This window comes from Flavobacterium ammonificans, from assembly GCF_020885975.1.
In the GTDB taxonomy this organism is placed as follows: Bacteria; Bacteroidota; Bacteroidia; order Flavobacteriales; family Flavobacteriaceae; genus Flavobacterium; species Flavobacterium ammonificans.
In genome coordinates this window covers 333,346-351,825 of record NZ_AP025183.1, presented here as the reverse complement: position 1 = coordinate 351,825, position 18,480 = coordinate 333,346, and the positions used below count along the sequence as shown (strand labels likewise).

The window sequence follows — 18,480 nt, the reverse complement described above, 5'->3', positions numbered from 1 at the left end:
AAAATTATTTTTTTAAAATAGTGACTAGAATTGGTTGAAATAACCAACTAACCCAATCAACAACTACACTTTTTTAGTACAAATCGTCTGTTCGTAAATTCAAGAAGCGTTGTGTTGCAAAATAGGTACTCAACCAAGTGATCAATACTCCAATTGCAAATACAGCAACCAAAACTAGAGCAATCAGTAATTGATCATCAAGTAGTCCAAGGTCTGGGAAATTACTTTCCAAATAAATTAATACTCCGATTAGCGCTATAATTGCTAATCCAGCACCAATCATTCCTAGACGAACACTTCGCAACACAAATGGTTTTCTAATAAACGCTTTGGTAGCACCTACCATCTGCATGGTTTTAATGATAAAGCGATTCGAATGAATTGACAATCGCAATGAGCTATTGATTAACAATACAGCAATAATGGTAAAAAATCCGCTTATGATTAGAATCCACATGCTGACTTTCTTGATATTGTCATTAACTAAATTGACTAATTGTTTGTCGTAAACAATATCTGAAATCATTGGGTTTTTTCGCAATTGACTTTCCACTTTTGCAATACTGTCTTTGTAGACATAGTCGGCCTTTAAGTGAATGTCAAAGGAGTTCTGCAAAGGATTTTCACCAAGAAAAGTCACAAAATCTTCTCCAATAATATCGGTATGTTGTTTAGCAGCAGCATCTTTTGAAACGTATTCGAAAGTTTTTGCAAATGGCGCTCTTTTTAATTCGGCATTAAAGGATTTGATAATAGTATCATTAGCTTCATTTTTAAAGAACACAGTCATTGCAATGTTTTCTCTAAAATCGTCGGCTAATTTTTTAGAATTGATAATGAAAAGCCCTAACATTCCTAATAAAAAAAGTACTAAGAATACACTTAACACTACTGAAAAATAAGAGGAAATTAAACGGCGTTTTTGAAATTTATCGTAAGAAGAACTCATAGTTTGTGAAAATTATGTGGTAAAAATAATAAAGAATTTCTTTATTTAAAGTTAATATCGTTCAAAGTTTTAACTTTCGTACAATAAACGTAAATTTGGCAGCTGAAATGGTAAAAGTAATAGCAACCTTTTCTTTTATATTTAAAAACCAACACATTTTTAGTTGACTCAACAACTGAGATAAATTGATATACAATGAAATACAATCCGAACGAAATTGAAGCGAAATGGCAAAAGTATTGGGCAGAAAATCAAACTTTTGCAGCGCAAAATAATTCTGATAAACCCAAACATTATGTGTTAGATATGTTTCCTTATCCATCAGGAGCAGGCTTGCACGTAGGACATCCTTTAGGGTATATTGCTTCAGATGTGTATTCAAGATACAAAAGACACCAAGGATTTAATGTGTTGCACCCAATGGGGTATGACAGTTTTGGACTACCAGCAGAGCAATATGCTATTCAAACGGGGCAACGTCCAGAAGATACTACTTCAGTAAATATTGATGGTGGTGTTGACAAAGAAGGAAATCAAATTGCGGGTTACAGAAAACAGTTGGATAAAATTGGATTCTCGTTTGATTGGAGTCGTGAAGTGCGTACGTCTAATCCCGATTATTACAAACACACCCAATGGATTTTCATTCAATTATTTAATTCTTGGTACAATAAAAATTCAGATAAAGCAGAAGACATTTCGACTTTAATAGCTGTATTCGAAAAAGAAGGGAATACAAATGTCAATGCGGTATGTGATGATAACATTGCTCCATTTTCAGCTTCAGAATGGAATGCATTCTCAACAGAAGAACAACAAAAAATACTCTTGCAATACCGTTTAACTTACTTGGCAGAAACTGAAGTAAATTGGTGTCCAGGATTAGGAACCGTTTTGGCGAATGACGAAATAGTAAATGGCGTTTCTGAACGTGGTGGTTTTCCGGTGATTCGTAAAAAAATGACCCAATGGAGTATGCGAATTTCAGCCTATGCTGAACGTTTATTGCAAGGTTTAGATACCATTGATTGGACCGAAAGTATCAAAGAAAGTCAACGCAATTGGATTGGGAAATCGGTTGGGGCTATGGTCTCTTTTGGCCTTGTGCCTACAGCTCACAGCTCTGAGTCGAAAGCCATAGAAGTCTTTACTACTCGTCCTGACACTATTTTTGGAGTAACGTTCATGACTTTGGCACCAGAGCATGAGTTAGTAGCTCAAATTACAACTCCAGAACAAAAACAAGCAGTTGAAGAATATATTGAAAAAACAGCCAAGCGTTCTGAGCGTGAAAGAATGGCTGATGTGAAAACTATTTCAGGTGTTTTTACTGGAGCTTATGCTGAACATCCTTTTACAAAAGAGCCGATTCCGGTTTGGATAGGCGATTATGTATTGGCAGGATATGGAACAGGAGCAGTAATGGCTGTGCCTTGTGGAGACGAAAGAGATTATGCGTTTGCTAATTTCTTCAAAGGTCAAAACGGAATGCCAGCGATTAAAAATATTTTTAACAAAGACATATCAGAATCTGCTTATGGAGACAAAGGCGGCTTTGAATTAGTAGATTCCGACTTTTTAAACGGTTTAGGATACAAAGAAGGAACGAAAAAAGTAATTGAGGCTTTAGAAAAAATTGGACATGGAAAAGGAAAAACAAATTACCGTTTGCGTGATGCTGTTTTTTCTCGTCAGCGTTATTGGGGAGAACCATTTCCAGTTTATTATGTCAATGGATTACCTCAGATGATTGACGCACAACATTTGCCTATTATTTTACCTGAAGTGGCTAATTATTTACCTACCGAAGACGGTTTGCCTCCTCTTGGGAACGCAACTACTTGGGCGTGGGACAGTGTTCAGTGTTCAGTAGTTAGTAATCAGTCGATAGACCATAAGACAGTTTTCCCTCTTGAGTTAAACACCATGCCGGGTTGGGCCGGAAGTTCTTGGTATTGGATGCGTTATATGGATGCACACAACGAAAACGAATTTGCAAGTCAAGATGCTTTGAAGTATTGGGGAAGTGTGGATTTGTACATTGGTGGAAGCGAACATGCAACAGGACATCTATTATATTCTCGTTTTTGGAACAAATTTTTAAAAGACAAAGGGTTTGCGCCAACAGAAGAACCGTTCAAAAAACTGATTAATCAGGGGATGATTTTGGGAATGAGTGCTTTTGTATATCGTTTGGACGGAACGAATACCTATGTTTCGAAAAATCAGATTAAAGGTCAAAATGTACAACCCATTCATGTGGATGTTACTTTGATTAACAGTTCTGATGAGTTGGATATTGAAGCGTTCAAAAATTGGAGAGAGGATTATGCAAATGCTGAATTTATAACAGAAGAAAATGGGAAATACATTGTAGGTCGCGAAATCGAAAAAATGTCTAAATCCAAATACAATGTCGTTACGCCTGATTTGATTTGTGCCGAATATGGTGCTGATACCTTGCGTTTGTATGAAATGTTTTTGGGGCCATTGGAACAAGCCAAGCCGTGGAATACTGCTGGAATTTCAGGAGTTTTTGGTTTTTTGAAAAAACTATGTCGTTTGTATTTTGACGATAATGGTTTGATCGTAACGAACAATGAGCCAACAAAAGACAATTTAAAATCCTTACACAAGACAATTAAAAAAGTCGCCGAGGATATTGAGAGTTTTTCATTCAATACGTCTGTTTCACAATTTATGATTTGCGTAAACGAATTGTCTACTCAAAATTGTCACGAAAGAGCGATTTTAGAGCCATTAGCGATTTTAATTTCTCCCTATGCACCCCATATAGCAGAAGAATTATGGTCATTATTGGGTTATACTGATTCAATTGCAACAGTAGCTTTTCCTGAATTTGAAGCGGCACATTTGGTTGAGAGTAGTAAAGAGTATCCAGTTTCTTTCAACGGAAAAATGCGTTTTACAATTGAATTGCCTTTGGATTTAACCAAGGAACAAATCGAAGAAATTATAATGAAAGACGAACGCACCTTGCGTCAGTTGGATGGAAGAACGCCAAACAAAGTAATTATTGTGCCTGGAAAAATTATCAATTTAGTAGGGTAGAAAATTATAGCTTATAAATTAATCTGCGAATTTGTGGTTCAAAATTGACCTCAGATTCGTAGATTTTTTATTTTCAAATAACCCATCAATCCATAACCCAATAACCTACAACTGGATTTGCCTGTCGATTTGTTGGTCTAAAGAAATAAAGGTTTCTGTTCTGGAAACGCCTTCAATTGCCTGAATTTTGGTATTTAATAAATGCATCAAATGTTCGTTATCCGAACAGATGATTTTAATTAAAATCGACCAGTTTCCAGTGGTATAGTGACATTCCAAAACTTCAGGAATTTTCTTTAAGTCGCGAACGGCCTCCGAATTTCGTGCTGCTTTGTCTAAATAGATTCCAACAAAAGCCATAGTATTGTATCCTAAAACTTTTTGGCTGACAACGAATTTAGATCCTGAAATCACCCCAGATTGTTCTAGTTTTCGCAAACGTTGGTGAATGGCAGCGCCTGAAATCCCTATTTTATTGGCAATTTGGAGAATGGGTTTGCGAGCATCTTCCATTAAATCGCGCAAAATTTCTTTGTCGATTCCGTCTATTTCTACTTGAAGTGAATTGATTTTCATAAATGTAAAAGTTATTGATTAGCGGTCATATAAGTTATCGCTTTTTTATTTTAAGGTGTTTGCATGTACAAACTTATTTTTAATAGCGATTTGATAAATTGATAATTGTAACCAAATTTCATTTTTTGGTTTGGATTGAAAATCAAAAATAGATAATTTTAATGAATTATATTGTTATTGATCGTTTTAGCTTATAAAAAAACCATCCGAAAGGGATGGTTTTTAAATTGTATATGTGGATTTTTATTTTCCTTTATTTGCTTCAGCGACATATTTTTCTAGAGCCATTGTCATGGAGGGTGTTCCAGGAGTTGGAGCCATAATGTCAATTCGCAATCCGTGATCTAACGCTTCTTTTTGAGTTGTACTTCCAAAAACAGCAATACGAGTGTCATTTTGTTTGAAATCAGGAAAATTCTTGAATAATGATTTTATTCCTGTTGGACTAAAGAATGCTAAAACATCATAATAAACGTCGGCCAAATCAGATAAGTCACTCATTACTGTCTTATAAAAAGTAGCTGGAGTCCAATCTACTTTTAAACCGTCTAAAGTAACCGGAATATCAGCATTCAATTGGTCTGAAGCAGGCAATAAGAATTTTTCGTCTTTGTATTTTTTGATTAACGGAGATAAATCGGCAAAATCTTTTGGTCCTACGTAGATTTTACGTTTTCTGTAGACTACATATTTTTGTAGGTAAAACGCAATGGCTTCTGACTGACAAAAATATTTTAATCCTTCAGGAACTTTATAACGCATTTCTTCAGCCACTCTAAAAAAGTGATCTACTGCATTTTTACTTGTCAAAATAATCGCACTGTAATTATTCAAGTCAATTTTTTGCAGTCTAATTTCTTTTGCATTAACTCCTTCTACATGAATAAAAGGTCTGAAATCAATTTTTACTTTATGCTTTTGTTGCAGCTCAAAGTAAGGAGAATTCTCCACTTTAGGCTCTGGTTGCGACACCAAAATTGTTTTCACTTTCATACTATAACTTTTTCTATGCGACTCCTTTTGTAAACCAATAATAAATGAAATAGTAAGGAGCTATTTCAAGAGCGCAAAGATACAAAATAAAATAAAACAACTTGCTGAATATTAAATTTTGATAGTTTTTAACAGAAACCACGTAAGTTGCTAGGTTTGCAGCTATTACGATGCCAATAATTATAGTAGGTAACACTGTAGAAGTGTTTTCGTAATAGAAAAATAACATATTAATTGGCAATAAAATAAGGCCAATATATGTGCGGTAGGTTACCTTTTGATGATTGAATTGTTCTACAAATTCTTCAATATGGAATGAGGTCGCTATTATTTTTTCGACTAACACTTTTGATAAAATGAAGAAAAGTAAAAAATTAGCAATCTGAATGTATTGCATCCAATCGTTTTTTTCTCCAAAACCAAAAATGTAAAGTGAAAGCTGAATGAAAAATGTAAATGAAATTATTTGAACAAAAAACAAGGCTATAGTGAAACCATTTTTTAAGTTGCTACTTTCTCGATGTATTTTAATGTATTTGTCTGAAAAAAGTAAGTTGGCAAAATCGCTAAATCGATTTTCAAAAACAGATTTTGTGATAGCGATAGTTGCAAAACAAATCAAAAACAAGAGTGTGACCCAGTCAGAGTTGTCAGTTAATCGGGGATGAAGTACAAATTCATTCATAGTATCGCAAAATTACTAATTTTTTATTTCATTCTTTTTATTATAATTTTTTTATGATTCAAATGGCATAAAAAGCTTACTTTTGCACTGAAATTACTCAAAATTATGAATGATTCCCTAGTTATAATCCCTACCTATAACGAAATCGAGAACATTGAAAGCATCATTAGAACGGTGCTCACGCTACATAAGCCTTTTCATGTTCTGATTATCGATGATAATTCGCCAGATCATACTGCGGATAAAGTCATTGCTTTACAGTCAGAGTTTTCAGGGAAGTTATTTCTAGAAAAAAGAGCTAAAAAATCGGGATTAGGTACAGCCTATGTTCATGGTTTTAAATGGGCTTTAGCCAATAAATACGACTATATATTTGAGATGGATGCTGATTTTTCTCATAATCCAACCGATTTAGAAAAATTATACCAAGCGTGTCACCTTGGAGATGCTGATTTAGCTATAGGTTCTCGCTATGTTACAGGAGTAAATGTGGTGAATTGGCCTTTAAGCCGTGTATTATTGTCTTATTTTGCTTCTGTATATGTTCGTTTTATAACCGGAATGAAAATTCACGATGCTACAGCAGGTTTTGTTTGTTACAAAAGACAGGTTTTAGAAAGTATTCATTTGGACCAAATCAAATTTGTAGGCTATGCATTCCAAATTGAAATGAAATACCGCACGTTTTGTAAAAAATTTAAAATTTCTGAAGTTCCAATTATATTTACAGATCGTACAAAAGGGCAATCAAAAATGAGCAATTCGATTATTGTAGAAGCCGTTTTTGGAGTTATTGCGCTTCGATTAAAAAGATTAGTCAACACATTATAAGAAAAAGATAGAATGAATAGGGTTTTAATTAAGAATGCCAAAATAGTAAACGAGGGAAGGATTTTTGAAGGCGATGTTTTAATAGAGGACGACTTAATTGTTGAAATCGCTGAAACAATTAGTGCTAAATCTGCTGATTGTAAAATTGTGGATGCCGAAGGGAACTATTTAATGCCCGGTGCAATTGATGATCAAGTGCATTTTAGAGAGCCAGGTCTAACTAATAAAGGAGATATAGAATCGGAATCTAGAGCTGCAGTTGCAGGAGGAATCACCTCATTTATTGAACAACCTAACACGGTGCCTAATGCTGTCACTCAAGAAATTCTTGAGGAAAAATATGAAATAGCTGCTCAAAATTCATTTGCGAATTATTCGTTTATGATGGGAGCAACAAACGATAATTTGGAGGAGGTATTAAAAACTAATCCAAAAAATGTAGCTGGAATTAAAATCTTTTTAGGTTCATCTACTGGGAATATGCTAGTAGATAATGAAGCTGTTTTAGAAAAAATATTCTCAAGTACACCCATGTTGATAGCAGTTCATTGTGAAGACGAAACAACTATAAAAAATAATTTGGCACAATACAAAGAAGAATATGGTGATGAGGTTCCGGTAACGGCTCATCATCTAATTCGAAGTACTGAAGCCTGTTATCTTTCGTCTTCAAAAGCAATTGCTTTAGCAAAAAAAACGGGAGCGAGATTGCACATATTTCATTTGTCAACGGCAAAAGAAATGGATTTGTTTACCAATAAAATTCCATTGGAAGACAAAAAGATTACTGCTGAGGTTTGTGTACATCATTTGTGGTTTACCAATGACGATTATGCTACCAAGGGTAATTTCATCAAATGGAATCCTGCGGTGAAAACGGCTAAAGATAAAGAAGCACTTTGGAAAGCGCTGTTAGATGACCGAATAGATGTTATTGCAACAGATCATGCGCCACATACGTTAGAAGAAAAACAACAATCGTATTTAAATGCTCCTTCTGGTGGGCCTTTAGTTCAACATGCAGTAGTTGCATTGTTTGAAGCCTTCCATCAAGGTAAAATAAGTGTAGAAAAGATTGTCGAGAAAATGTGTCACAATCCTGCTAAAATCTTCAAGATAGAAAAGCGCGGTTTTATAAAAGAAGGTTATTATGCCGATTTAGTAATTGTGAATGCTGGTTTGCCTTGGAGTGTAAAAAAAGAAAATATTTTGGCTAAATGTGGGTGGTCTCCTTTTGAAGGCTATACTTTTAAATCAAGAATTACGCATACATTTGTAAACGGACAATTGGTTTACAATGCTTTTAAAGTAAAAGACATTCGTGCTGGAAAGCGTTTGTTATTCAATAGATAAAATAGATGAAAAAGAGTATTTCATTATTGGCGATTTTAGCTCTTTTAGGGTGCAAAGAAGATTTGGTTAAAAAACCAGACCTGCTTATTGAGAAATCGAAGATGATGAATATTATGTATGATTTAGCCTTATTAGAGGCTATTAAATACCAAAATCCAGCTGTTTTGGATTCTAATCAAATTCGACCAAAGCAATTTATCTATAAGAAATACAAAATAGACAGCCTGCAATTAGCGCAAAACAATAGGTATTACGCTGCCGATTATAAAAGCTATAAGGCAATGTTTGAATCAGTAGTTAAGCGAATCGAAAATGAAAAGAAACGAGCAAATGCAATTATTAAATTAGAAGAGAAAAAGAGAAAAATCAAAATCGCTCAACTAAAAAAGAAAAGACAGCTTGCTAAAAAAAGTAAAGATTCAATTACAGTAGTTAAAACAAAAAAAGGCAGTATTTAAATACTGCCTTTTTTTGTTTTACAAGGATTTACCTTATTCTTTATCTCTTCCAAAGCGTTCAAAAATACTGATGTAATTGTTGAATGTCTTTTTCGATTTTTCGTATAAAGCAGTGTCACCACTTTCTTTCATAATTTCTAATAACCCACGATAACGCTCTATATCGGTTACAATTTCTATAGCTATGTCCACTTGCTCTGTTGAAGACAAATGGCTGTAATAGTTTAAGTTTTCAGTGTATTTACCAATCAATTGATTTAATAGCTTTTGCGCTTTAGCCTTTTCGCCCACATCATAATAGCCTTTTGCAAAAGGATCCACTAATGAATAGTACTCAAATTGATCTACAGGCATTTTTGTCATTGCTAAATCAATTACTTTTTTAGCCTTGTCCATTTTACCTTCTGCAATAAGTCTAGTCATTAATCGAGATAAATTCATTCGATAGGTAATGCTATTTCTTCGTGTTTCTGGATCATGATAAATAGATAAACTTTCACTGTTACCCCATTCCCATTGCATTACTTTATCAAACATGATATCAGTATCAATTTGACCCATGTCAATTTGGCTAGAACCTTTTGGTAATCGTGTTCTAACAGGAACTAATTTATAAACCATTCCTTCTAATTGAAGGAATTCTTTCATCCAAAGGTAATCTTCGTTATCAAAAGCCCCGCCGCTAAAATAAATTGGACGTTTCCAATTATTATTAGCCACAATATCTAACATCATTAACCTGTTTTTGTAAACAGCATTTCCTTTAATATCAATATCAATCGCCGATACGATAGAGTCATTGTATTTTGGATTCACCACTTTGTTTTTAATAATGGTGTTTTTATCAATAGGAATTCTAATTTTATTAGTTGGATAAAAATGGATAGTTTGCCCATTTTGCATTTCAACGGTTGACTTAGGGTTTTTAATAAACGAAATAAAATCTTTAACCTCCCAGCGCGTTTCGATTTTTGGGATATGCGCTACATAATCTAATTTATCACCAACATATTCGTTATGCGTAAATGAAATTGGAAGCGGATCTGATTCGTAACTTTTCATTTTCATTTGGTCTATGTACCAATCAGTCATAAAAAGACTTGTATTGACAATCTTAACATCCGTTCTGAAATTTTCAATTTCTTGTGCATACCAAAGTGGAAAGGTATCATTATCTCCAATAGTAAATAAGATGGCATTTTTATCACACGAACTTAAATAGGCTTTAGCCATTGCAACTGCCGTATATTTATCAGAACGGTCGTGGTCATCCCAATTTTGGAATCCCATTAAAATAGGTGCAGCTAATAAACTACCAGCAATAATAACCGGTCCAGCAATTTTTGGTGCCAAATATTTTTTGGCGCTTTCATATAGTGAATACACACCAAAACCAATCCAAATAGCAAATACATAAAACGATCCTACTAAGGCATAATCGCGTTCACGAGGTTCGAATGGTCTTTCGTTTAAGTAAATTTTTAAGGCTATTCCTGTAAATAAGAATAAGGATAGTAATACATAAAAACTTTTTCGGTCTTTGCTAGCGTGGTACATCAATCCAATTAACCCTAGGATAAAAGGCAAGAAGAAATAAGTGTTACGTCCTTTGTTGTTCAAAACATCGGTTGGTAAATTGTCTTGAGAACCAAGATGTATGCTATCCATAAACGGTATACCACTAATCCAGTTTCCATTCAAATTGTCGTAACGCCCTTGAATATCATTTTGGCGACCTACAAAATTCCACATCAAATACCTCACATACATATAGCCAAATTGGTATTCAAACATAAAACGGAAATTATCAACCGTTGATGGTTTTTCAACAATCAAATAATCGCCATAGTTTTTTAAGAAAGCAACATAACCTTCATTGTCAATTTCTTTTTGAGCGTAAGCTTGTCTAAACTCAAGCACTACTTTTTCAATTTCGCCTTTTAGTTGGGCTATGGCTTTATTGTACTCTTCTTCGCTTAATTGTCCTGCTTCGATTCCGTATTTGGCTAAATCCTCTTCGAAAGGATAGTCGTAATTAATTCTAAACTCAGGCGGATTAGTGAAGTTGATATAATTTTCTACATGATCTCCACTCCATAATCTTGGTAAAATGGTCTTGTGACTATCATCGCTATTTTGCACAGCATTTTTGAAATTATTAGTAATTTCATATTTGCCTGTGGTGTAGTCTCTTTCGTAGTTTGGCGCTTTATCTAAATACGGCTTGTCTTTATCTAAACCTGCAAAAGCTTCTGTGTATTGTGGTCCGTAAAAAAGGGGATTGACACCATATTGTTCTCTGTTGTAATAGGCAAGTACTTCGGCAGCATCCGAAGGTTTATTTTCGTTAATTACAGTATTAGCATTAGCACGAATAGGCAACATCATCCAAGTGGAAAATCCAATTAAAATGAAAAGTGTACAAAGGATAATGGTATTATAGAAAACTAAACCTTTTTGTTTGGTGTAACGCAATCCAAAATTGAAAAATGCAATTAGCAAAAGGGTTACAAAAATAGTTCCTGAATTAAATGGTAATCCCATTTCATTAACCATGAAAATTTCGGTTTTTCCAAAGAAAGCCATAGTTAACGGCAATAACATTTTGAAGATGAACAACAAAATTGAAATTACTACCACATTGGCAATGATGAAATTCTTAACGGTAACGGTTTTGTAATTTTTGAAAAAATATAAAAATCCAATCGCTGGAATTGTCAATAAAGCCATAAAGTGAACTCCAAATGAAAGTCCGATAACAAGTGAAATGATCAACAACCATTTATCGCCTCTTGGCGTATTCATTTCTTGTTCCCAACGCAATCCCAACCATAGCAATAAAGCAATTAATAAGGATGCCATAGCATACACTTCGGCTTCTACAGCATTGTACCAAAAACTATCTGAAAACGTATAAGCCAATGCACCCACAAACGAACTTCCTAGAATAACAATCGAATTGTCTTTATTAATTTCATTATACGAACCAATGATTTTTTTCAAAATCATACTCGATGACCAGAATAAAAACAAAATGGTGAAAGCACTAGAGACTACTGAAGTCATATTAACCATCAAGGCAATATGCTCATTGTCTATGGCAAACAGTGCAAAAAATGCCCCAATCATCTGAAATAAAGGCGCTCCAGGAGGGTGACCCACTTCTAATTTTGCAGCTGTAGCAATGTATTCTCCACAATCCCAGAAACTCATCGTTGGTTCAACGGTTAGGGTATAGGTTATTAATGCTATTGCAAATGCAAACCAACCTAAAATAGTATTCCATTTATTAAAATTGAAATCGGCCTTATTCATGATTCAAATTGGGTTATTATTTAAAGATGCAAAGAAAATGTTTTTTTGCGTAATGAGACGAGCATTAACAAAAAATTCTATTAATGAAAATTGAGTAGTAATGAATTGGTTTTTAGTTGGTTTCTTCTTGCCTTTTGGCGAAGCCAAAAGTTTTTTGATAAAAACAATCCAAAAGTTTGCGCAAAATAAAATTTGTATTAAATTTGCACTCGCTTAACAGCACTGCTGGTCTATGGTGTAATGGTAACACAACTGTTTTTGGTGCAGTCTTTCTAGGTTCGAGTCCTAGTAGACCAACATAAAGCCTCTCAATTTCTTGAGAGGCTTTTTTTATTTAACAAAATGAATTGGAGCAATTGTTTCAATATATTCGGTTACCGATTTAAATTCAATATTCAAAACAGCTTTTATTTTAGAATTATCATAGTTGCTTTTCGAAAACGAAGCTTTAGCACTATCTCGAGACAGTTTTCTTTTTTGAAAGAAAAAAGTAGATAATAACCAATCGATTCTCCAAAATAGATTCACTAAAAATGGAGTAGCATGCCATTTAGGTCGTTTCACATTGAAACTTTCAGCGATACAATTCAGGATTTCTCTGAATGAATAATTATTTTCTATCAAGGTAAATCGTTCGTTTTTGATGTCGCTATTCATCAATTGAACACTTGCTTTAACAACATCAGTAACCGCAATAAATCCTGTTGTACCAAGAGTGTAAAATGATAATCCTTTGGCAACAGCCGAAAACAAAGCGCCACTTCCTTGTTCTGGAAATCGAGGGCCTAAAATAATTCCTGGATTGACAATGACTACGCTTAAGCCTTCTTGTTGACCACGCCAAACTTCCATTTCGGCACCGTATTTAGAAATGGCATAATCGCTATGTGGTTTTTCGGGATTCCATTCGGTGGTTTCTGAAATAGTGGTTTCAACTGCATTTGGATCTCCCAAAGCGGCAATTGAACTCACAAATAGCATTTTTTTAATTCCGAATGCCAAGCAAAAATTAACGATGTTGGCCGTTCCTTCAATATTAGTCTTCCGAATCGCATCTTCCTCTTTTGGATCGAAAGAAATCAAAGCAGCACAATGGTAAACGAATTCAATATTTTGAAAAGCGATTTCCAAAGAAGGAATGTCAAGAATATCGCCTTCGATCCATTCAATTTTTTCAAATAAATGGGGTTTGTGGTAAAGGGAAAATAAATTTTCGGTTTTCTCAATGGAAGATTTAGTTCGACACAAGGCACGAACATTTTCTCCTTGCTCCACTAAATGAAGTAAGAGATGTGCGCCTACTAAACCCGTTCCACCTGTGACTAAAATCATGTGGTAAAGATACTTTTTTTTGGTATTGCCACGAAGACGCAAAGCCGCAAAGTTTATTTGTCATTGCGAGGAGAACCGACGAGGCAATCTTTTTAGTCACTGATTCACAGATTTTCATTTTGTTTTTTGCCATTGAAATTGATTTTTGAAATTGCCCTTGATTTTTGATGTTGCAATTGCCATTGCCATTGAAATTTCTATCTTTGCTCAAATTGATTATAAAAATGAAAAATTTAGTAGAAGAATTACAATGGCGTGGCTTGGTTCATGATATCATGCCGGGAACTGAAGACCAACTTTTGAAAGAAATGACAACGACCTATATTGGATTTGATCCAACTTCAGATTCGTTGCATATTGGTAGTTTGGTTCCGATTTTATTGTTAGTTCATTTGAAAAATTTTGGACATAAACCGATTGCTTTGGTTGGTGGTGCAACAGGTATGATTGGAGATCCATCAGGAAAATCAGACGAAAGAAATTTGTTGGATGAAGCTACGTTGGCACACAATGTAGAAGGCATCAAAGCGGTACTGTCTCGTTTCTTAGATTTTAATTCAAAGGATGTGAATGCACCTGTTTTAGTGAATAATTACGATTGGATGAAGGATTTATCATTCATCAATTTTGCGCGTGATGTGGGTAAACGTATTACCGTAAACTACATGATGGCAAAAGATTCGGTTAAGAAACGATTGTCTGGAGAAGGCGAAGGAATGTCGTTTACGGAATTTACTTACCAATTAATTCAAGGATACGATTTTTACCATTTGCATAAAGAATACAACTGTTTGCTACAAATGGGAGGATCGGACCAATGGGGAAATATTACTACGGGAACCGAATTAGTTCGTCGTATGAATGCCGAAGGAGCCAAAGCGTATGCGATGACTTGTCCTTTGATAACTAAGGCAGATGGTTCTAAATTCGGAAAATCAGAGGGCGGGAATGTGTGGTTAACGGCTGATAAAACTTCGGTGTATAAATTTTACCAATTTTGGTTGAACACGACTGATGTAGATGCAGAAAAATACATTAAGATTTTCACGTTTTTAGATAAAGCAACTATTGATGCTTTAATTGTTGAACATCAAGTAGCGCCTCATTTGAGAGTGTTGCAAAGAAAACTAGCGGAAGAAGTTACCACTTTGGTGCATTCTAAAGAAGAGTTAGAAAAAGCAATTAAAGCTTCGAATATTCTTTTCGGAAATGCTTCGGCGGATGATTTGAAGCAATTAGACGAAGCGACTTTCTTAGAAGTTTTTGATGGAGTTCCACAAGCTGAAATTGCTAAAAACGAAATCGAAAACGGATTGGATATTGTAACCGTTTTGAATGAAAAAACAGGTTTCTTTAAATCCAACGGAGAGGCAAGAAGAGCTTTGACAGCTAATTCAATTTCGGTAAATAAAGAAAAAATCACTGAAGAATACCAACTTTCAACTAACGATTTAATTAACAACCAATTTGTGCTTTTGCAAAGTGGAAAGAAAAATTATTTTATTGTAAGAGTGAAGTAATTCATTAATTTGGTTATTTAACCACAAAGTGCACTAAGAAGGCACGAAGTTAGCTAAGTAAATTTTAAGAGATCGAAACGAATGCTAAGCAACACAAATTAGGTTAGATTTTTATAATAGATATTTCGTGGCAAATCTTAAAAAAAATCTGCGAATCTGCGGTGTAAAATAGATTACTACGTTCTCATCACAATGATTTGTGAAATTTGTGAAATCTGTGTTTAATGAATTTGTTCTTGTGGCAAATACTATTTTTTTGTACCGTTTATCGTTTCAAATAATTCCAATGCATTTCCATCAGTGAGCATCGAAACGTAGTGACAAATGTGTAGCAATCTGTCGTATAGATTTTCTTTTTCTATATCGTGTTTTTCGGGCAACATTTTCAGAATCAATTGGTCATAATTAGAAGCCGTGCCATTGAATTTGTTGTTGTATGCCGAAATGAATTTGTCCAATAAGGTTTGGATAATTTGGTAGCCCACAATTTCTTTTTCGATTACTTCGCGACTTTGATAAATGTTTTTCACACTCAATTTAATAATGTCATCCATTTGCGCTTTGTACTTGCTTTTGTCGGTTAGCGCATACGGAAATTTTCCAGCCAAAATAGCTTCTTCGTTTTCAATAAAAACGCGTACCGCATCATTTATTAAACTGCCAATCGCTAATGCTCTCAAGTAACTGATTCGGTCTTCTTTTGTGTTTAATGTACTGTATTTAGCGCTGTCTATAGAATCTTTAACTAGTTTGATTAAATATTCTAGAGCATATTCTTCTTGGACTAAACCCAAATTGATGCCGTCTTCAAAATCAATAATGGTGTAACATATGTCATCGGCTGCTTCGACCAAATAGGCAAGCGGATGTCTTTCGAATCCAATATCTTTTCCTGATTTATTTGGAATTAATCCCATATCTGCAGCGACTTCTTCAAAGAAATTTTTATCACTTTGGAAGAAACCATATTTTTTATCAGCAATATTTTTGGTTGGTTTTTTAGGTAAACTTTCTTTTGGGTATTTCATAAAAGCACCAAGTGTAGCGAATGAAATTCTCAAACCTCCTTCTATTCCTGGACGATCCGCTGTCAAAACTGAAAATCCGTTAGCATTGCCCTCAAAATCAATTAAATCTTGCCATTGTTTAGGAGTGAGTTTGTCTTTGTATTGCTGTCCTTTTCCTATAGAAAAATATTCGCCAATGGCTTTTTCTCCCGAATGACCAAAAGGCGGATTTCCGATGTCGTGTGCTAATGATGCAGCGGCAACAATGGCACCAAAATCATTCATGTGGTAGCCGTGAACTTCTTTTAAATGCGGGTATTTTTCTAGGATTTTTTTTCCAACTAATCGACCTAAAGAACGTCCCACAACCGATACTTCTAAACTATGCGTTAATCGGGTGTGAACAAAATCGGTTTTAGAAAGTGGGATGACTTGGGTTTTATCTTGCAAACTTCTAAACGCCGCTGAAAAGATAATACGGTCGTAATCTACTTCAAATCCCAAACGGGTATCGTCTTGTTCTACGCGTAATCTTTTGCCTTTGTCGCCTTGTCTTTTTAATGATAAAAGTTGTTCCCAGTTCATCGCTTGGTGTTAATTGTGAATTACAAATGTAAATAAAAAACCCGACGCATAAGAGTCGGGTTTTGATGTATATGTAGAAAGATTAAAACGGTAAATCGTCTGGCTCTTCTTCATTTAAATTAGTAGCTGGAGCAAAAGTTTCTGCTGCTGGCATTGGAGGAGTTTGCGGAGCAGCTGCTGGAGCCTCTGCTTGTACTTTTCCAATTCTCCATCCTTGGATAGTATTGAAATAAACGGTTTCTCCTTGTTGGTTGGTCCATTCACGACCTCTTAGATTGATGTCGATTTTAACTTGGTCACCTACTTGGTAATTGTTTAATAAGTCACATTTATCTTGAACAAATTGCACCAAAATATGTTGCGGGTATTGTTCGTCAGTAGTAACAACAATATCTCTTTTTTTGAAACCACCAGAACCTACTTCTTTAGTTTGGTCAATCATTTTTACTCTTCCTGTAACTTCCATCTGTATTATTTTTTAGTTTATTTCTACTTTAGATTTACAAATATACTAACTTCTTCTAATTTAGGCAATAGGTCTTTATTTGCCAATATTAATTTTTTCATAGGCTTTGCACTAAAATTTTTTTCAAATTATTTCGTTACATTTATAATCTAAATTGAATCTATGTTTTTTTCGGATAGACGCAACACTACGCCCTGGTTCATTATCTTGGCTTCTTTTTGTATTATTTCATTAATACTTTGGAATACCTATACTTTTTTTCAAATATTTAAGAATGAAGAGCGTTTGAAAATGAATCTTTGGGCCAAAGCTCAGAAAACATTGATCAATGCGGATGAAAATACGGATGTGGAATTGCCACTGCAAATTTTCAGCACCAATTCCTCTATTCCAATTATTTTGACTGAAAACAACAAGATAATCAATGCAGTAAATGTTGAGGATAAAATAATCGCTAGTAATATAGAATCCGCTCGTTTTTTAGCCAATCTTAAAAATGAAAATGACCCTATTGTAATTGAGTATTCTCCTGGCAAGTTTCAAAAGTTGTATTATGGAAATTCGGCTTTGTTGAATAAATTAAAATACTACCCAATTGCACTGTTGCTGATTATCGTTTTGTTTGCCGCTTTGGTGTATAATTTTTATCGCAGTACCAAGATGGCGACTCAAAACAAACTTTGGGCGGGAATGGCTAAGGAAACCGCGCATCAAATAGGAACGCCTTTATCGTCTTTAATTGGTTGGATTGAATTATTGAAAGCCGAAAATGTTGCTGAATCCACTACTATAGAAATTGAGAAAGATATTGAGCGTTTGCAAACGATTACGGATCGTTTTTCTAAAATTGGGTCGGAACCCAAATTAGAGAATCAAGATATTATTGCAGCAACAAGAGAAACCTTTGATTATTTACAATCACGATTTTCAAAGCAAGTCGTGTTTTCTTTTCAAGCTCCTGACTTGCCTATTTTTGTTTTGATTAATCCTACTTTACACAGTTGGACCATTGAGAATTTGGTTAAAAATGCCATTGATGCAATGAAAGGCAAGGGTAATTTAGATTTGGTTATTGAGCAAGAAGGGGATTCGGTAAAAATTAAGGTTTCCGATACTGGAAATGGAATATTAAAAAGCCAATTCAAAAAGATATTTGAACCTGGTTTTACAACTAAAAAAAGAGGTTGGGGTTTAGGACTTTCTTTGACTAAGCGAATTGTGGAAGAATACCATAAAGGGTTTATTAAAGTAGTTCAGTCCGAAATTGGAAAAGGAAGTACGATACAATTGAGTTATAAAAAAAGCGAATCCGTTTAAATTGATTCACTTTTTTATATT

The 18,480-nt window shown here is 34.5% G+C and carries 14 protein-coding genes and 1 tRNA gene; 7 read left to right on the top strand and 8 right to left on the bottom strand.

All coding sequences use genetic code 11. The features are described 5' to 3' along the window. Positions 1-73: 73 nt before the first annotated feature. Positions 74-949, bottom strand: a complete 876-nt coding sequence (locus tag LPC23_RS01595) for a cell division protein FtsX (RefSeq protein WP_229330536.1) — start codon at positions 947-949, stop codon at positions 74-76. Positions 950-1,144: 195 nt separating this feature from the next. On the opposite strand from LPC23_RS01595, the gene leuS reads away from it, so the two are divergent. Then, positions 1,145-4,021: a leucine--tRNA ligase gene (gene leuS / locus LPC23_RS01590; protein ID WP_229330533.1), complete on the top strand. Its 2,877-nt coding sequence runs from the start codon at positions 1,145-1,147 to the stop codon at positions 4,019-4,021. Between the two features lie 105 nt (positions 4,022-4,126). Here leuS and LPC23_RS01585 read toward each other — a convergent pair whose 3' ends face one another. From LPC23_RS01585 to LPC23_RS01575, 3 genes are all read right to left on the bottom strand, one after another. Next, a complete protein-coding gene (locus tag LPC23_RS01585; protein ID WP_229330531.1) occupies positions 4,127-4,597 on the bottom strand; it encodes an Lrp/AsnC family transcriptional regulator in 471 nt (156 codons plus the stop codon). Between the two features lie 243 nt (positions 4,598-4,840). Next, entirely contained in the window at positions 4,841-5,590 is a 750-nt protein-coding gene (locus LPC23_RS01580; protein WP_229325870.1) for a uroporphyrinogen-III synthase, read from the bottom strand. Between the two features lie 13 nt (positions 5,591-5,603). Continuing rightward, the gene (locus LPC23_RS01575; RefSeq protein ID WP_229330529.1) at positions 5,604-6,275 is read right to left on the bottom strand and encodes a DUF4271 domain-containing protein; all 672 of its coding nucleotides are present in this window, start codon (positions 6,273-6,275) and stop codon (positions 5,604-5,606) included. A gap of 105 nt (positions 6,276-6,380) precedes the next feature. Here LPC23_RS01575 and LPC23_RS01570 point away from each other — a divergent pair, with 105 nt between their 5' ends. From LPC23_RS01570 to LPC23_RS01560, 3 genes are read left to right on the top strand one after another with little or no spacing between them, the layout of a single operon-like run. Beyond that, on the top strand, positions 6,381-7,106 hold the full coding sequence (locus tag LPC23_RS01570; protein ID WP_229325866.1) for a polyprenol monophosphomannose synthase: 726 nt from the start codon (positions 6,381-6,383) through the stop codon (positions 7,104-7,106). 12 nt (positions 7,107-7,118) lie between these two features. Beyond that, on the top strand, positions 7,119-8,459 hold the full coding sequence (locus LPC23_RS01565) for a dihydroorotase (RefSeq protein WP_229330527.1): 1,341 nt from the start codon (positions 7,119-7,121) through the stop codon (positions 8,457-8,459). Between the two features lie 5 nt (positions 8,460-8,464). After that, positions 8,465-8,917, top strand: coding sequence for a DUF4296 domain-containing protein (locus LPC23_RS01560; RefSeq protein WP_229330525.1), 453 nt, complete (start codon positions 8,465-8,467; stop codon positions 8,915-8,917). 33 nt (positions 8,918-8,950) lie between these two features. Here LPC23_RS01560 and LPC23_RS01555 read toward each other — a convergent pair whose 3' ends face one another. Continuing rightward, positions 8,951-12,232, bottom strand: coding sequence for a glycosyltransferase family 117 protein (locus LPC23_RS01555; RefSeq protein ID WP_229330523.1), 3,282 nt, complete (start codon positions 12,230-12,232; stop codon positions 8,951-8,953). Positions 12,233-12,458: 226 nt separating this feature from the next. Here LPC23_RS01555 and LPC23_RS01550 point away from each other — a divergent pair. Then, positions 12,459-12,529: transfer RNA gene (locus tag LPC23_RS01550), tRNA-Gln, on the top strand. A 33-nt stretch (positions 12,530-12,562) separates the two neighbouring features. Here LPC23_RS01550 and LPC23_RS01545 read toward each other — a convergent pair. After that, the gene (locus LPC23_RS01545) at positions 12,563-13,564 is read right to left on the bottom strand and encodes an NAD-dependent epimerase/dehydratase family protein (RefSeq protein ID WP_229330521.1); all 1,002 of its coding nucleotides are present in this window, start codon (positions 13,562-13,564) and stop codon (positions 12,563-12,565) included. Positions 13,565-13,788: 224 nt separating this feature from the next. On the opposite strand from LPC23_RS01545, the gene tyrS reads away from it, so the two are divergent. Beyond that, positions 13,789-15,084, top strand: coding sequence for a tyrosine--tRNA ligase (gene tyrS / locus LPC23_RS01540; RefSeq protein WP_229330519.1), 1,296 nt, complete (start codon positions 13,789-13,791; stop codon positions 15,082-15,084). 248 nt (positions 15,085-15,332) lie between these two features. On the opposite strand, the gene LPC23_RS01535 is transcribed toward tyrS, so the two are convergent. Both LPC23_RS01535 and LPC23_RS01530 read right to left on the bottom strand, forming a co-directional pair. Further along, positions 15,333-16,676, bottom strand: coding sequence for a deoxyguanosinetriphosphate triphosphohydrolase (locus LPC23_RS01535; RefSeq protein ID WP_229330517.1), 1,344 nt, complete (start codon positions 16,674-16,676; stop codon positions 15,333-15,335). A gap of 82 nt (positions 16,677-16,758) precedes the next feature. Then, complete coding sequence (locus LPC23_RS01530; RefSeq protein ID WP_229317761.1) at positions 16,759-17,142, bottom strand: DUF3127 domain-containing protein; 384 nt, start codon at positions 17,140-17,142, stop codon at positions 16,759-16,761. A gap of 162 nt (positions 17,143-17,304) precedes the next feature. Here LPC23_RS01530 and LPC23_RS01525 point away from each other — a divergent pair, with 162 nt between their 5' ends. Next, positions 17,305-18,459: a sensor histidine kinase gene (locus LPC23_RS01525; protein WP_229330514.1), complete on the top strand. Its 1,155-nt coding sequence runs from the start codon at positions 17,305-17,307 to the stop codon at positions 18,457-18,459. Positions 18,460-18,480 lie beyond the last annotated feature (21 nt).

Coding starts and splice junctions, on each gene's coding strand:
- LPC23_RS01545 (WP_229330521.1), bottom strand. CDS start 13,564: ATGATTTTAGTCACAGGTGGAACGGGTTTAGTAGGCGCACATCTCTTA.
- tyrS (WP_229330519.1), top strand. CDS start 13,789: ATGAAAAATTTAGTAGAAGAATTACAATGGCGTGGCTTGGTTCATGAT.
- leuS (WP_229330533.1), top strand. CDS start 1,145: ATGAAATACAATCCGAACGAAATTGAAGCGAAATGGCAAAAGTATTGG.
- LPC23_RS01530 (WP_229317761.1), bottom strand. CDS start 17,142: ATGGAAGTTACAGGAAGAGTAAAAATGATTGACCAAACTAAAGAAGTA.
- LPC23_RS01595 (WP_229330536.1), bottom strand. CDS start 949: ATGAGTTCTTCTTACGATAAATTTCAAAAACGCCGTTTAATTTCCTCT.
- LPC23_RS01570 (WP_229325866.1), top strand. CDS start 6,381: ATGAATGATTCCCTAGTTATAATCCCTACCTATAACGAAATCGAGAAC.
- LPC23_RS01575 (WP_229330529.1), bottom strand. CDS start 6,275: ATGAATGAATTTGTACTTCATCCCCGATTAACTGACAACTCTGACTGG.
- LPC23_RS01585 (WP_229330531.1), bottom strand. CDS start 4,597: ATGAAAATCAATTCACTTCAAGTAGAAATAGACGGAATCGACAAAGAA.
- LPC23_RS01565 (WP_229330527.1), top strand. CDS start 7,119: ATGAATAGGGTTTTAATTAAGAATGCCAAAATAGTAAACGAGGGAAGG.
- LPC23_RS01535 (WP_229330517.1), bottom strand. CDS start 16,676: ATGAACTGGGAACAACTTTTATCATTAAAAAGACAAGGCGACAAAGGC.
- LPC23_RS01525 (WP_229330514.1), top strand. CDS start 17,305: ATGTTTTTTTCGGATAGACGCAACACTACGCCCTGGTTCATTATCTTG.
- LPC23_RS01560 (WP_229330525.1), top strand. CDS start 8,465: ATGAAAAAGAGTATTTCATTATTGGCGATTTTAGCTCTTTTAGGGTGC.
- LPC23_RS01580 (WP_229325870.1), bottom strand. CDS start 5,590: ATGAAAGTGAAAACAATTTTGGTGTCGCAACCAGAGCCTAAAGTGGAG.
- LPC23_RS01555 (WP_229330523.1), bottom strand. CDS start 12,232: ATGAATAAGGCCGATTTCAATTTTAATAAATGGAATACTATTTTAGGT.